At 65.2% G+C, this 14,926-nt stretch carries 13 protein-coding genes; 4 read left to right on the top strand and 9 right to left on the bottom strand.

What is annotated here, in order from left to right:
* The first annotated feature begins 7 nt into the window (after window positions 1–7).
* A complete protein-coding gene (locus HAP48_RS19620) occupies window positions 8–1,189 on the top strand; it encodes an efflux RND transporter periplasmic adaptor subunit (protein ID WP_166211132.1) in 1,182 nt (393 codons plus the stop codon).
* Window positions 1,186–4,314, top strand: coding sequence for an efflux RND transporter permease subunit (locus tag HAP48_RS19615; RefSeq protein WP_166211135.1), 3,129 nt, complete (start codon window positions 1,186–1,188; stop codon window positions 4,312–4,314). The genes HAP48_RS19620 and HAP48_RS19615 overlap by 4 nt, the downstream gene beginning before the upstream one ends.
* Before the next feature lie 82 nt (window positions 4,315–4,396).
* On the opposite strand, the gene HAP48_RS19610 is transcribed toward HAP48_RS19615, so the two are convergent.
* A complete protein-coding gene (locus tag HAP48_RS19610) occupies window positions 4,397–5,305 on the bottom strand; it encodes an outer membrane protein (RefSeq protein ID WP_166211138.1) in 909 nt (302 codons plus the stop codon).
* Between the two features lie 137 nt (window positions 5,306–5,442).
* The gene (locus HAP48_RS19605) at window positions 5,443–6,141 is read right to left on the bottom strand and encodes a TetR/AcrR family transcriptional regulator (RefSeq protein WP_166211141.1); all 699 of its coding nucleotides are present in this window, start codon (window positions 6,139–6,141) and stop codon (window positions 5,443–5,445) included.
* 204 nt (window positions 6,142–6,345) lie between these two features.
* Here HAP48_RS19605 and HAP48_RS19600 point away from each other — a divergent pair, with 204 nt between their 5' ends.
* On the top strand, window positions 6,346–7,629 hold the full coding sequence (locus HAP48_RS19600) for an HlyD family secretion protein (RefSeq protein ID WP_420869881.1): 1,284 nt from the start codon (window positions 6,346–6,348) through the stop codon (window positions 7,627–7,629).
* A complete protein-coding gene (locus HAP48_RS19595; RefSeq protein WP_166211144.1) occupies window positions 7,629–9,221 on the top strand; it encodes a DHA2 family efflux MFS transporter permease subunit in 1,593 nt (530 codons plus the stop codon). Before HAP48_RS19600 ends, HAP48_RS19595 begins: the two co-directional genes overlap by 1 nt.
* 72 nt (window positions 9,222–9,293) lie before the next feature.
* Here the strand turns inward: HAP48_RS19595 and HAP48_RS19590 are convergent, their stop codons facing one another.
* The 7 genes from HAP48_RS19590 to ctaD form a co-directional block, all read right to left on the bottom strand.
* Window positions 9,294–10,055, bottom strand: coding sequence for an SURF1 family protein (locus HAP48_RS19590; protein WP_166211147.1), 762 nt, complete (start codon window positions 10,053–10,055; stop codon window positions 9,294–9,296).
* Window positions 10,052–10,438, bottom strand: a complete 387-nt coding sequence (locus HAP48_RS19585) for a DUF983 domain-containing protein (protein WP_163159550.1) — start codon at window positions 10,436–10,438, stop codon at window positions 10,052–10,054. Before HAP48_RS19585 ends, HAP48_RS19590 begins: the two co-directional genes overlap by 4 nt.
* Window positions 10,439–10,502: 64 nt before the next feature.
* A complete protein-coding gene (locus tag HAP48_RS19580) occupies window positions 10,503–11,399 on the bottom strand; it encodes a cytochrome c oxidase subunit 3 (protein ID WP_166211150.1) in 897 nt (298 codons plus the stop codon).
* Between the two features lie 55 nt (window positions 11,400–11,454).
* On the bottom strand, window positions 11,455–12,093 hold the full coding sequence (locus HAP48_RS19575) for a cytochrome c oxidase assembly protein (RefSeq protein WP_166216225.1): 639 nt from the start codon (window positions 12,091–12,093) through the stop codon (window positions 11,455–11,457).
* A gap of 5 nt (window positions 12,094–12,098) precedes the next feature.
* Entirely contained in the window at window positions 12,099–12,263 is a 165-nt protein-coding gene (locus tag HAP48_RS19570) for a CoxF protein (protein WP_166211153.1), read from the bottom strand.
* A 39-nt stretch (window positions 12,264–12,302) separates the two neighbouring features.
* Window positions 12,303–13,241: a heme o synthase gene (locus HAP48_RS19565; protein WP_166211156.1), complete on the bottom strand. Its 939-nt coding sequence runs from the start codon at window positions 13,239–13,241 to the stop codon at window positions 12,303–12,305.
* A 63-nt stretch (window positions 13,242–13,304) separates the two neighbouring features.
* Window positions 13,305–14,921: a cytochrome c oxidase subunit I gene (ctaD, locus tag HAP48_RS19560; RefSeq protein ID WP_166211158.1), complete on the bottom strand. Its 1,617-nt coding sequence runs from the start codon at window positions 14,919–14,921 to the stop codon at window positions 13,305–13,307.
* Between the last annotated feature and the right edge of the window lie 5 nt (window positions 14,922–14,926).

Here is a 14,926-nt window from a genome sequence, read left to right as displayed (position 1 = left end):
GGCCCTCATGATCACCAGCGCTTGTCTGGCGATCGCCGCCGCAATCGGCGCCGGCGCGTATCTCGTGCACCTGCGCGACGGCCGCACAGATCACGTGCCCGCGGCGGCCCAGGCCAAGGCGGCCACACCAGCCGTTCCGGTGACGGCGGCCAAGGTCCTGCAGCACGACGTGCCGATCGTGCTCGAAGGGCTCGGCACGGTGACGCCGATCAACACCGCGACGATCCGCACCCAGGTGCAGGGCACGCTCGACAGCGTCGACTTTGTCGAGGGCAAGCAGGTGAAGCGCGGCGACGTGCTCGCCAAGATCGACCCGCGGGTCTATGAGGCCCAGGTCGATCAGGCCGAGGCCGCGCTGGCCCGCGACGAGGCCAGCCTGAAGAACGCCAGGACCAACCTTTCGCGAACCCAGCCGCTCGCCAACCGCGGCTTTGCCACCCAGCAGCTGCTCGATACCCAGAATTCGCTGGTCTCGCAGGGCGAGGGCACGGTCGCGCTCGACAAGGCGGCGCTGGAGGCCGCGCAGACACAGCTGAGCTTCACCACCATCACCGCGCCGTTCGACGGCGTCACCGGCATCCGCCGCATCGATCCCGGCAACATCGTGCAGCCGTCCGACCTCAACGGGCTCGTGGTCCTGACCCAGCTGCAGCCGATCGCGGTGATCTTCACGCTGCCGTCCGCCGACATCCCGCGGGTGCAGCAGGCGCTCGCATCCGGGATGGTGTCAGTCGATGTCTATGATGCCAAGGACCAGCAGAAGCTCGACCACGGCAGCCTGATGCTGATTGACAACCAGGTCGACAGTTCGACCGGCACGGTGCGGCTGAAGGCGTCCTTCCCCAACGCCGGCCGCATGCTGTGGCCCGGCAACTTCGTCAACGTCCATCTGACCGTTGCTGTCAGCCACAACGCGCTCACTGTGCCGCTGACGGCGGTGCTGCAGGGTCCAAGCGGGGCCTTCGCCTATGTGGTCGGCCCCAACAACGTCGTCAGCGTGCGCAATGTCACAACCGGTCAATCGCGTGAGGGACAGGTCCTGATCGAGCAGGGCCTCGCGGCAGGCGAGACCGTCGTCACCGCCGGCCAGTACCGGCTCAGTCCGGGGGCGACCGCCGAGATCGTGCCCGACGACAAGAAGGACCTGGTCCAGAACGCGACCACCGCAAGCGCAGGCATGCTGCCATGAATATCTCCGAAGGTTTTATTCGCAGGCCGGTCGCAACCGCCTTCCTCGCCATCGCGATCACGCTGGTCGGCATGGTCGCCTTTGTGCGGCTGCCGGTCTCGGCGCTGCCGACGGTGGACACCCCGACCATCCAGGTGACGGCGCAGCTGCCCGGCGCCGACCCGCAGACCATGGCCTCCTCGGTCGCGACGCCGCTGGAGCGGCAGTTCGGACAGATCGCGGGCCTGACCGGCATGAGCTCGAGCAGCGGGCTCGGCAACACTCAGATCACGCTGCAATTCGCCCTGAACCGCAGCGTCGATTCGGCCGCGCAGGACGTGCAGACCGCGATCAATGCCGCAGCCGGGCAACTGCCCAAGACCATGCCGTCGCCACCGACCTTCCACAAGGTCAACCCAGCCGACGTGCCGGTGCTGCTGATCGCGCTGACGTCGGACACCGAGCCGCTGACCAAGGTCGACGATTACGCCGACAGCATCCTGGCCCAGAAACTGTCGCAGGTGCCCGGCGTCGCGCTGGTGACGATCGGCGGCATGCAGAAGCCGTCGATCCGGGTGCAGGTCAATCCGGCCAAGCTCGCCGCCGCGGGCCTCGACCTCGAGCAATTGCGCACCACGCTCGGCAACATCACCGTGAACCAGCCCAAGGGCGTGCTCTACGGCAATCAGCAGGCCTACACGCTTGCCACCAACGACCAGGTGCTGGTCGCGAGCAAGTATGACGATCTGATCATCGCCTATCGCAACGGCGCGCCGGTGCGCCTGCGCGACGTCGGCCAGGCCATCGTCGCCGCGGAAGACGTCACGCTGCACGGCTGGTACAACGACAAGCCCGCCGTCATCCTCGCGATCCAGCGCCAGCCCGGCGCCAACGTGATCAGCACGGTGGACGGCATCAAGAAGCTGCTGCCGCAGCTGGTCTCGGGCCTGCCGTCCGACATCAAGGTCCAGATCGCGTCCGACCGCACGCAGACCATCCGCGCCAGCGTCGCCGACGTGCAGTTCACCCTGCTGTTGACCATCGCGCTGGTGGTCGGCGTGATCTTCCTGTTCCTGCGCAATCTGTGGGCGACCATCATCCCCGCCGTCTCGGTCCCGATCTCGCTGATCGGCACGTTCGGCGTGATGTACCTGCTCAATTACAGCCTCGACAATCTCTCGCTGATGGGCCTGTCGATCGCGGTCGGCTTCGTCGTCGACGACGCCATCGTGATGATCGAGAACATCTCCCGGCACATCGAGGAGGGCCTCTCCCCGATGCAGGCGACGCTGAAGGGGGCGGGCGAGATCGCCTTCACCATCATCTCGATCTCGGTCTCGCTGGTTGCGGTGTTCATTCCGCTCCTGATGATGGGCGGCGTGATCGGCCGCATGTTCCAGGAATTCGCGGTGACGGTGTGCGTCGCCATCCTGGTGTCGGTCGTCGTCTCGGTGACGTTGACGCCGATGATGTGCGCCTATCTGCTGTCGCCGAACCAAGGCGCCGGCGCCGGCCGGGTGTCGCGTGCGCTCGAGCGCGGCTTTGTCGCGATCGAGACCGGCTATGAGCGGCTGCTCGCCGTGGCGCTGCGCTTCAAGGCCACGACGCTGTCGATCATGCTGGCCAGCATCGTGGTGACCGGCCTGCTCTTTGTCGCGATCCCCAAGGGCTTCTTTCCCCAACAGGACACCGGCATGATCACCGGCATCACCGAGGCATCGGCTGACGTCTCGCCGGCGCAGATGGCAACCTTGCAGCGCAGCGCCATCGACATCATCGCGAAGAACCCTGCGGTGGCCAATGCGACCGGCTATATCGGCCCGGGTGGCCCGACTGTCACCGAGAACAATGGCCGCCTGTTCGTGCTGCTGAAGCCAAAAGCGGAGCGCTCTGCTTCCGCGGATCAGGTGATCAGGCAGCTCGACACCGCGCTGCAGAAGATCAAGGGAATGTCGGTGTTCCTGCAGGCGACGCAGGACATCAATCTCGCCAGCCGCCTGTCCAAGACGCAGTATCAGTACACGCTCACCGACGTGAACCAGGACGAGCTCAATCTGTGGGCCGGCAAACTGTATCAGAAGCTGAAGACGCTGCCGGAGCTCGCCGACGTCGCCACCGACCAGGCCAACGCCGCGCGCCAGCTCAAGCTCGAGATCGACCGCGACGCGGCCGCCCGCCTCGGCATCGATCCGGCAGCGGTCGACAACACGCTCTATGATTCATTTGGCCAACGCCATGTCGCGCAGCTGTTCACGGCGCTCAACACCTATTACGTGATCCTCGAGGTCGATCCGTCGTTCCAGCTCGGCCCCTATGCGCTCAACCGCATCTATATCCGTTCGTCCGCCGGATCGATGGTGCCGCTGAGCCAGATCGCCAGCATCGATTACGGCACCGCGCCGCTCGCCGTGAACCATCAGAGCCAGTTCCCGTCGGTGACACTGAGCTTCAATCTCGCGCCGGGCGCGGCGGTCGGAACGGCGGTCGCCGCCATCCAGAAGGCGACCGCCGATATGCACATGCCCGCGACCGTTGCCACCAGCTTCCAGGGCAATGCGCAGGCGTTCCAGGCGGCGCTCGCCAGCACGCCGATGCTGATCGTTGCGGCGATCGTCGCGGTCTATCTGATCCTCGGGATGCTCTATGAAAGCACGATCCATCCGGTCACGATCCTCTCCACCCTGCCCTCCGCCGGCCTCGGCGCGCTGCTTGCGCTATGGGCCTTCGGCTTCGGCCTCGACGTGATCGGGCTGATCGGCATCATCCTGCTGATCGGCATCGTGAAGAAGAACGGCATCATGCTGATCGACTTCGCGCTGGAGGCCGAACGCCACCAGCACCTCTCCGCCGAGCGATCGGTCTATCTGGCCTGCAAGGCCCGCTTCCGCCCGATCCTGATGACGACGATGTGCGCGATGCTCGGCGGCGTGCCGCTGATGATCGGCACCGGAACCGGTTCGGAGCTGCGCCAGCCTCTGGGATTTGCGATCGTCGGCGGGTTGATCGTCTCGCAGCTGATGACGCTGTTCACGACGCCGGTCGTCTACATCTATCTCGACGACATCAGGCGATGGCTGGGCGGCCTGCGCAAAGGCACCGAGCAAGCCGCCTCTCGCCAATCCGAGGCTGTCCCGCCGCTAGCATGAAAGGAATGGACCGATCTGGCATGCGCGCCTCATCTCTCCCGCTTGCGGGAGAGAGAACGCAGGGCCTTTGCTCAGGCCGGTGTCAGAACTTGTAGCTCAACGCAGCGCGAGCAATGCTGAACCTGTTCTCGCGGCTGGCATTGTAACGGATCTGGCTCTCCACCGGATCCGTGCCCTGGAATGTCGCGGTCGTACCGCTTCCGCCGAGATCGACATAGAGGTATTCGCCGCGCAGCGTCCAGTTGCCGGTAAAGGCATATTCGAGGCCGGCGCCGGCGGTCCAACCGACGCGGACGTCGGAGTTGCTGCCAAGCCAGAGCCGCGAGAGGCCCGTGGAAAAGGCTTCCGAATTGACGATATTGGTCTTCACCTCGCCATAGGCCAGACCGCCTGTCGCATAGATCAGCAGGCGCTCGGTCGGCACAAAGCCGATGCGCCCCCGCACGGTGCCGAACCAGTCGATCTTGCTGGTGTTTTGAAAATTGTAGCTTCCTGTCGAGCCGTCAATGAAAGTGACGGTGGTGCTTCCACTCCGGGAAGAGTTCAGGTCGACATAGTTGAAGTCGGCTTCCACACCGAGGACGACCCTGTCGATCTGATAATTGTATCCGAGCAGTCCACCAGCGGTGATGCCCGCCTGGCTACGGTCCGAAACGGGGACACGAACGATGTTGTTGGGGCCGACGATCGAAACGACATTGCTGCTGGTGGTGATATTCCCGCCATCATACCAGCCGCCGCCCAGATTCACGCCGGCGTAGAATCCGGACCAGTTGAACGCGGGAGCCACCAATGGCGGAGCCTTGGTCCAGCTACGCTCCGGCAGGTCAGCGGCTGACGCCGCGCTGGCAAATCCCGTGATGAAAAGCAGGCTAGCCCCAACGATTGCAAAACGACGCACTTCCATTCCCCTTTGCCCTTGCCACAAGCAAGTCACCCCAAAAAGCGAGCGACCAAATCTCTGCCATGGAAGGAAGGAGTGCGACAGCATGCCTCACTCGAATTGCATTCTTTTCCGCGATCTGTGACGAAGTTGCAACGATCCGCGCTCACAACCTGGTGAGCGGACCTCTCTCGGATCATCTCTTGATCAACTCCTAGATCAACCAGAGATCAATCTGTTTCGAGTCAGAAACCATTCCTGCACGCGGCAACGAAAAACGCGACACCGCGCGCCACGTGCTCGTCGATCTCGGGGTCGAGCACTTTCAGGTCCACCTCGAACAGCGCCCGCAGCAGCATCGGCACCGCGATGATGTCGAGAAACAGGCGCGCCGTTGTCGGCAGATGCTCCGGGGCGAAGGCGGGCAACTTGCCGAGTTCATCGGATTGCGTCAGGTCGCGCAGCAGGTGAACGCCGAGCTCGGTGGCGAGCGCGCGCGCCCTGCGATTGACGGTGGCGGCAAGATCCGGAAAGCGATGCGCCTCCGCGATGGCGAGCCGCATCAGTCCGATCCGGTCGGCGTCAAGGCCCCAATGCAGCAGGGTCGAGGCGACGCTGGTGAGACGCTCCTCGACCGTCGCGCCGACCGGCGCATCCGCCTTGAACTCGGCGATGCGTGACAGGATGTCCCGCGTCACCACCTCGGTGAACAGCGCCCGTTTGTCGCGGAAGCGCGCATAGATCGTGCGCTTGCCGGAGCGCGCGGCCTCGGCGATCTCGTCGATGCTCGCGCCCTCGAACCCGCGCTGCAGAAAAACCTCGCGCGCCGCATCCAGGATGCGCCCATCGACCTCGCCGGCCAGCTCCTTCGGCGGCCGGCCGGCACGCACCTCGACCGGCCTCGCCTTGGGAGCCCGCGGCTTCTTCAAGGTACTGGTGGTCATCGCCTCTACCCGGGTGCCATTGGCCGGTCGCGCCGGCAACGCCCCGCAATATAGCCCTATCACATCTGGTTGTAAATAGAACGGTACAGTTCCGTTTCTATTGACGCTGCGCGGCCCCGGGACTATTTGCCGCGTAGAAACGAAACTGTTTCGTTCCTTTATGCAGGCCCGAACGGACCTCGCCGGACAGCAGGAGCCGCCATCATGTTCGAAGACACTGTTTTGGAGCGCGACCAGGAGGGGCATCCGGGCATCGAGGGCGCGCCCTCAGGTCCGGCCCCGCACGAAGCCGATGCCAAATCCGACCGGCCGGAGATCACCGCGAAGGCTCCCTCGCCGGAAGGTCCGGCCGGCAAGCAGCCCGCGCCGCAGGAAACAGTCCCACCGGAGGTTACCGGCAAGGCGCCGCGGCGCAGTTTCCTGCGCCGCCGTCCGGTCGTCTCCGCGATCGGCGCCGTGCTGCTCGCTGCTGCGATCGGCGGCGGCACCCTCTACATGGATTACGCCGGACATTTCGAATCCACCGACGACGCCTTCATCGCAGCACGGCAATCCGCGCTCGCCCCAAAAGTCTCCGGCTACATCACGGCCGTTCCGGTCACCGACAACCAGCATGTCACAGCAGGCGACGTGATCGCCCGCCTCGACGACCGCGACTATCGCGTCGCGCTGGCGCAGGCCGAGGCGCAGGTCGCGGCCGCGCGGGCCAGCATCGAGAATGTCGACGCACAGCTCGATGTGCAGCAGGCGCAGATCGCCGCCAACCAGGCCCAAGTGGACCAGGCGCAGGCGGCGCTGGTGTTCGCCCAGCAGCAGGCGACGCGCTTCCAGCATCTGGAGCAGACCGGCTACGGCACGGTGCAGAATTCCGAGCAGTACACCTCGCAGTTGCATCAGCAGCAGGCCGCGCTGCTGAGCGCGCAGGCGACCCTCAACCTCGCGCAGCGGCAGGTCGAATCGCTGAAAGCGCAGCGCAAGAGCGCGGTTGCCAATCTCGCCCAGGCCGAGGCGCAGCGCGACCAGGCACAGCTCAATCTATCCTACACGACGGTAACCGCCGCGCAGCCGGGCCGCGTCGTCAACCTCTCGGCTGCCGTCGGCCAGTTCGCGCAGGCAGGCACCAACCTGACCATGTTCGTGCCCGACCAGACCTGGGTCACCGCGAACTTCAAGGAGATCCAGCTCAACAAGATGCGGCCTGGCGAGAAGGTGACGCTGAAGATCGACGCCTATCCCGGACGCACGATCAAGGGCCATGTCGAGAGCGTGCAGCCCGGCTCCGGGACCGCGTTCTCGCTGCTGCCAGCGCAGAACGCCACCGGCAATTACGTCAAGATCGTGCAGCGCGTGCCGGTGAAGATCGTGATGGACAATCCGCCGACCGATGTCGCGCTCGGCCCGGGCATGTCGGTGGTGCCGACGGTGCGGATCGATGCGACGCCGTCGCTGCTCGAGCGTCTTGAGAAGCTCAATCTCGGGAGGCTGTGATGAGTGCCGCAGTGATCGACGCCAAAGGCATTCCGGTTCCGGCGGTCAGCGTCAATCCGTGGCTGATCGCCATCGTGGTTGCGCTCGCGAGCTTCATGGAGGTGCTCGACACCACCATCGCCAACGTCGCGCTGCCCTACATCGCCGGCGGCATGGGGGTGAGCGAGGACGAGGCCTCCTGGGTGGTCACCTCCTATCTGGTCTCCAACGCCATCATCCTGACCGCGTCCAGCTTTCTCGCCAGGATGCTGGGGCGCAAGCGGTTCTTCCTGATCTGCCTCGGCATCTTCACGGTGTCTTCGATCCTGTGCGGCTTCGCCTCGAGTCTGAACGCGCTGCTGCTGTTCCGCATCCTGCAAGGCCTCGGCGGCGGCGGCATGGTGCCGGTGGCGCAGTCGATCCTCGCGGATGCGTTTCCGCCGGCCAAGCGCGGGCAAGCGTTTGCGGTGTTCGGCATCGCCGTGGTGGTGGCGCCGGTGGTCGGGCCGACGCTCGGCGGCTGGCTGTCCGACAATCTGTCCTGGCACTGGTGCTTCCTGATCAACGCGCCGGTCGGCGCGTTTGCGACCGCCCTGATCGCGGCGGTGCTGCAGGAGCCTGCAAAGAAGGCCGAGCCGCAACGGCAGGAGGCCGGCTTCGATATCATCGGCTTCGCGCTGGTCGCGACCTTCCTCGGCGCGCTCGAAGTGATGCTCGACCGCGGACTCGAGGACGACTGGTTCGGCTCGCTCTTCATCGTCACATCAGCGGCGATCTGCGCCGCGGCATTCGTGCTGATGATCCCGTGGGAGATGACCCGGCGCAATCCGATGATCGACCTGCGGATGGTGGCGACCCGGCAGTTCGGCGCCTGCTTCCTGGTGATGCTGGCGACCGGCGCCATCCTGCTTGCGACCACGCAATTTTTGCCGCAGCTGGTGCAGCAGGATTTCGGCTACACCGCGACCTGGGCCGGCCTCGTGCTCTCGCCCGGCGGCCTCGTCACCATGGCGATGATGTTTGTGGTCGGCCGGCTCGCCGCCAAGGTGCAGCCGAAATATCTGATCGTGCTCGGCGCGCTGGTGATCGCGGCCTCGATGTACAGCATGACCAACGTCTATGGCGATCTCGGCTTCTGGTTCATGGCGCGCTCGCGCATGCTGATCGGCGTCGGCCTGCCCTTGATCTTCGTGCCGATCATGGCGGCGTCCTATGATGGCATCCCGCCCGACAAGACCGACCAGGCCTCCGCGCTGATCAACGCGGCGCGCAACACCGGCGGCTCGATCGGCGTCTCGATCGTGTCCAACGTGCTGACGCATCGCCAGCAATTCCACCAGAGCCGACTGGTCGAGCAGGTGACGCCGTCGAGCCCGCAATACCAGGACACGCTGCACCAGGTCACCGACTTCTTCGTCGCCCAAGGCAATTCGCTGGCACAAGCGCACCAACAGGCGATCCAGTGGATCGGGCAGCAGGTGCAGACCCAGGCATCGTTCCTGTCCTACATGGATGCGTTCTGGGTGCTGATGCTGATCTCGCTCTCGGCCATCCCGCTGGCGCTGACCTTGCGCAAGGTCAAGCTCGGCGGCCCCGTTCATGCCGGCCATTGAGGATCGCCGCGAAAGGTAATTTTCGAAAGCGCGTCGCCCTTCCGGCGGCGCGCTCTCAGTTGGCGCCTTCCCTCAACCCGCCCTGCGCCGCTGGCCGCGCCACCACAGGCCGAAGGCGATCGTGACCGCGGCAGCGAGCGAGAACCAGGTGATGGCGTATTGCATGTGGTCGTCCTTGAGCCGCACCTTGAGCGGCCCGGGCTTCGGCGTGCCGCTCTCCGGCACCGGCGTCTCAAGGTCGATGTAGAACGGCGCGACCTCACCCCAGCCGAGCGCTTGCGCCATCGCGCGGTGATCGCGCACGAACCATAGCCGCTTCGACGGATCTTCCTTGGGCGTCAGCCGGCCCGGCGGCTCCGGAAAGCGGATATAGCCGGTGAGTTCGACCGGCGCGCCGGTGACCAGGCGGCCGGCGACGCGATCCTCGACGGCGCGGTCCTGCATCGTGTTCTGGACAAAGCCGGCGTTGACCACGACGGTCTCGCCGCTGGTGAGTTTTGTCGGCAGGAACGCCCAGGTGCCGGGTCCGCTGATGTCGTCGCGCACCGCGGAGCCGGAGCTGAACACCATCGCATCCGGCTGTTCCGCGTAGGTCGCGGTCAAGGTGACGCGGCGGAATTCGTCTTTCGCTGAGCTCAGCGTCGACCATGCCGACGGCGGCGGCAGCGCCGCGGTCGGGGCGGCGAGCCGCGTGTCGAGCGCTGCGATCAGCGTATGCTTCTCGACCCTGCGCTGCAATTGCCAGACACCAAGCGCGATGCACACCGCGATCAGGATCAACGTGAAAATGCCGAAGCCGGCCGCGCTCGGCCGGCGCGTGGTGGTATCATTCATTTCGGGTCGCGCTCGATCAACTGGCCTTCGGCGGCCTTGTGGTGGAATTGCAGCGCGATCAGCAGCGCCTTCATGGAACGGAGCGGCAGGATCGTGGTCACCACGATCAGCGGCAGCCACAGCGCGGCATGGACCCAGAACGGCGGCTGGTACTTCACCTCGACGATCAGCGCCGCGGCGACCACGATGGCGCCGGCCAGCATGATGACGAAGATTGCCGGCCCGTCGCCGGCATCGATGAAGGCGAAGTCGAGGCCGCAGGCCTGGCAGCGCGGCGCCAGCGTCAGGAAGCCGGAATAGAGCTTGCCCTTGCCGCAGCGCGGGCAGCGGCAGGCGATGCCGCGCAGCGCGCTCTCGGTCACAGTGGGCGGGGTATCGGTCATCGGGTCTCTTCAAAAGCAAGGGGGCGGCCATCCGGCCGCCCCCTCTTAGCACGTCGGCTTGTGATTAGTGCGCGCCGTGGGCCATCGCCTCGGCGCCGCGGCCCCAGACGTAGATGCAGATGAACAGGAACAGCCAGACCACGTCGACGAAGTGCCAGTACCAGGCGGCGAACTCGAAGCCGAGGTGCTGCTTCGGCGTGAAGTGACCGGCATAGGCGCGGATCAGGCAGACCAGCAGGAAGATGGTGCCGACCAGCACGTGGAAGCCGTGGAACCCGGTCGCCATGAAGAAGGTCGAGCCGTAGACGTTGCCGCCGAACGAGAACGTCGCGTGGGCGTATTCATAGGCCTGCACGCAGGTGAAAAGGGCGCCGAGGATCACGGTGAGGATCAGGCCCTGCTTGAGGCCCTGGCGGTCGTTCTCCAGCAGCGCATGGTGCGCCCAGGTGACGGTGGTGCCGGAGGTCAGCAGCAGCAGCGTGTTGAGCAGCGGCAGATGCCAGGGATCGAAGGTCTCGATGCCGTGCGGCGGCCAGGTGCCGGGAACGGAGCAAGCGCCCATCGCCGTGCCGGCGCCGCAGCCGAACACCGCGTCGCGGGTGGCGTGCACCGCATCGGCCGGGAACAGAGCCGAATTGAAGAAGGCCCAGAACCAGGCGACAAAGAACATCACCTCGGAGGCGATGAACAGGATCATGCCGTAGCGATGGCTGATCTGCACCACGCGGGTGTGGTCGCCCTTGTACTGGGCTTCCTTGATCACGTCGCCCCACCAGCTCGCCATGGTGTAGAGCACGCCGATGGTGCCGACCCCGAACACGATCGGGGCGGCCGAATACATGTGGTGCATCCAGCCGATCGCGCCCACCGCCATGATGAAGGCCGAGATCGAGCCGACCACCGGCCACGGGCTCGGGTCGACGAGATGATAGTCGTGATGCTTGACTTGCGCCTCAGCCATTGCCGTCTCTCCATTCGCGTGCCGCGAGGCACGTCTTAAGTCTTTAATTCCAGAACTAGCCGCCCTTGCGCTGCTCCGCCTCGCCCGCCGCCACGGGCTTCGGCGCGGCGTCGCGCACGGGGAAGAAGGTGTAGGACAAAGTGATCGTCTTCAGCGTGTCGTTCTCGCTGTCCTTGGCCAGCGCCGGATCGACATAGAATACGACGGCCATCTCGCGCTTTTCGCCGGGCGCCAAGGTCTGTTCCGTGAAGCAGAAGCAGTTGATCTTCTGGAAATAGGCGCCGACCGTCAGCGGCGCGACGTTGTAGGACGCCTGAGCCGTGGTGGTGCGGGCCGACTGGTTGGTCACGGTGTAATAGACAGTGACGACCTGGCCGATCTTGACGTCGATATTGTTCTGCTCCGGCTCGAACTTCCAGGGCAGGCCCGGTGCGACGTTGGAATCGAAACTGACGGTGATGGTGCGCTCGAGCGGCGCATCCGAAGGCGCCGAGGTCGCGACCTGGGTGGTGCCGTTGAAGCCGGTGGTGCGGCAGAACCAGTTGTAGAACGGCACCGCCGCGTAGGACGCCCCTAACATCAGCACCACGACGAAGCCGCAGATCGACGCCACCATTGCATCGCGCGACAGCGTGCGGCGCGTGACCTTGGCGCGCTCGCCCTGCGGGCCATCCGGTGTCGGCTGGTTTGCCATCTCACTCACAGCGGCCGCACCAGCACGCCTGGCCCCTTGACGATGGTGACCGCGAAGAACAGCAGGACCATGACGCCGAGCGCGAGCGCAATGGCGATCGAGCGCTGGCGCCGGCTCCTGAGCTGCGCCTCGGTGAGGACGATTCCGTCTGGTTCGCGTTTCTCGTCCATTGATGTCCCATGCGCCCCCATCTCGCCCCCCGGCGTTCCCTATCCGATCAAGACAGGCGCAATCGCGCGGACCACGACCTCGGCGAGGAGGACGGCAAACAGCGCGAACAGATAAAGGATCGAGAACGCGAACAGCCGGCGGGTGGCGCGGTTGGCCGCAACGCCCTCGCGGCGGCGATAGACCTCGATGGCGAGCCACAGCATGCCGGCGCCCAAGACCAGCGAGGTGACGCCGTAGATCGCGTCGAAATAGCCGAGCGGCCACGGCGCCAGCGCCACCGCGACCAGCACGATGGTGTAGAGCAGGATCTGCAGGCGGGTCGCGTCGGGACCGGCGACGACCGGCAGCATCGGAATGCCGGCGCGCGCATAGTCGTCGCTGCGGAACAGCGCCAGCGCCCAGAAATGCGGCGGGGTCCAGAAGAAGATGATCAGGAACAGCAGGATCGGCTCGACCGAGAGCGTGCCGGTCGCGGCCGCCCAGGCCACCACCGGCGGCAGCGCGCCGGCGGCGCCGCCGATCACGATGTTCTGCGCGGTCCAGCGCTTCAGCCACATCGTGTAGACCACGGCATAGAAGAAGATGGTGAAGGCGAGCAGCGCGCCCGCCACCCAGTTGACCAGGATGCCGAGCGTCATCACCGAGAAGAAGGCGAGCGTGATGCCGAATGCGGCCGCCTCGGTCGGGGTGATGCGGCCGCGCGGGATCGGCCGGTTGGCGGTGCGCGTCATCAACGCGTCGACGTCGTTCTCATAGGCCATGTTGAGCGCGCCGGAGGCGCCGGCGCCGACCGCGATGCACAGGATCGAGGTGAAGGCCAGCACCGGATGCACATGCACAGGCGCGATCATCAGCCCGACCAGCGCGGTGAAGATCACCAGCGACATCACGCGCGGCTTCAACAGCGCGATGTAATCGCCCACTTCGGCCTCGGAGATCCGGGGCAACTCGATGGCATTGTGATCGACAACCGACAAGATCAGGTCCCGCTTCTATAAAGAGCACGGCGCACTCTTGAGTGCGCCGCACCGTCTTTGGATTTACTGCACGCGCGGCAGCACTTCGAACTGGTGGAACGGCGGCGGCGAGGTCAGCGTCCACTCCAGCGTGGTCGCACCCGCCCCCCACGGATTGTTCGCGGCCTGCTCCTTGCGGACGAAGGCATCGATCACGCCGTAGATGAAGATCAGCACGCCGATGCCGGAGATGTAGGAGCCCCAGGAGGAGATCAGGTTCCAGCCGGCGAACGCATCCGGATAGTCGACATAGCGGCGCGGCATGCCCGACAGGCCGAGGAAGTGCTGCGGGAAGAACACCAGGTTGACGCCGATGAAGGTGAACCAGAAGTGCGCCTTGGCGATGGTCTCCGAGTACATGTAGCCGAACATCTTCGGGAACCAGTAGTACCAGCCGGCGAAGATGCCGAACACGGCACCGAGCGACAGCACGTAGTGGAAGTGCGCCACCACGTAGTAGGTGTCCTGCAGCACACGGTCGACGCCGGCATTGGCCAGCACCACGCCGGTGACGCCGCCGACCGTGAACAGGAAGATGAAGCCGATCGCCCAGATCATCGGCGCCTTGAACTCGATCGAGCCGCCCCACATCGTGGCGATCCAGGAGAAGATCTTCACGCCGGTCGGCACCGCGATCACCATCGTGGCGGCGACGAAATAGGCCTGCGTCGCCGACGACATGCCGACGGTGTACATGTGGTGCGCCCACACCACGAAGCCGATGCCGCCGATCGCGACCATGGCGTAGGCCATGCCGAGATAGCCGAACACCGGCTTGCGCGAGAAGGTGGAGACGATCTGGCTGACCATGCCGAAGGCGGGCAGGATCAGGATGTACACTTCGGGGTGGCCGAAGAACCAGAACAGATGCTGGAACAGCACCGGGTCGCCGCCGCCGTCGGCGGCAAAGAAGGCGGTTCCGAAATTGCGGTCGGTCAGCAGCATGGTAATCGCGCCGGCGAGCACCGGCAGCGACAGCAGCAGCAGGAACACCGTCACCAGGATCGACCACACGAACAGCGGCATCTTGTGCAGGGTCATTCCCGGCGCGCGCATGTTGAAGATCGTGGTGATGAAGTTGATGGCGCCGAGGATCGACGACGCACCGGCGAGATGCAGCGACAGGATCGCGAAATCGACCGCCGGGCCCGGATGGCCCGAGGTCGACAGCGGCGCGTAGATGGTCCAGCCCGCGCCGACGCCGTTGGCACCCGGCTCACCCTCGACGAAGGTCGACATCAGCAGCAGCGCGAACGAGGCCGGCAGCAGCCAGAACGAGATGTTGTTCATGCGCGGGAACGCCATGTCCGGCGCGCCGATCATCAGCGGCACCATCCAGTTGCCGAACCCGCCGATCATCGCCGGCATGACCATGAAGAAGATCATGATCAGGCCGTGCGAGGTCACGAACACGTTATAGGTGTGCGTCTCGTGGAATATCTGGATGCCCGGATACATCAACTCGGCACGGATCGCGATCGACATCGCGGCGCCGATGATGCCCGCGATCACCGCAAAGATAAGGTACATCGTACCGATATCCTTGTGGTTCGTGGAGTAGAGATAGCGCCGCCATCCGGTCGGATGGTGGGCGTGATCATCATGGGCGTGATCGTCGTGTGTCGCTGCGCCTGTCGCCATGTTCA

It is taken from the genome of Bradyrhizobium septentrionale (assembly GCF_011516645.4).
In the GTDB taxonomy this organism is placed as follows: domain Bacteria; phylum Pseudomonadota; class Alphaproteobacteria; order Rhizobiales; family Xanthobacteraceae; genus Bradyrhizobium; species Bradyrhizobium septentrionale.
Note: the sequence above shows the minus strand (reverse complement) of the source record. Positions and strands in the feature narration are given on the sequence as shown.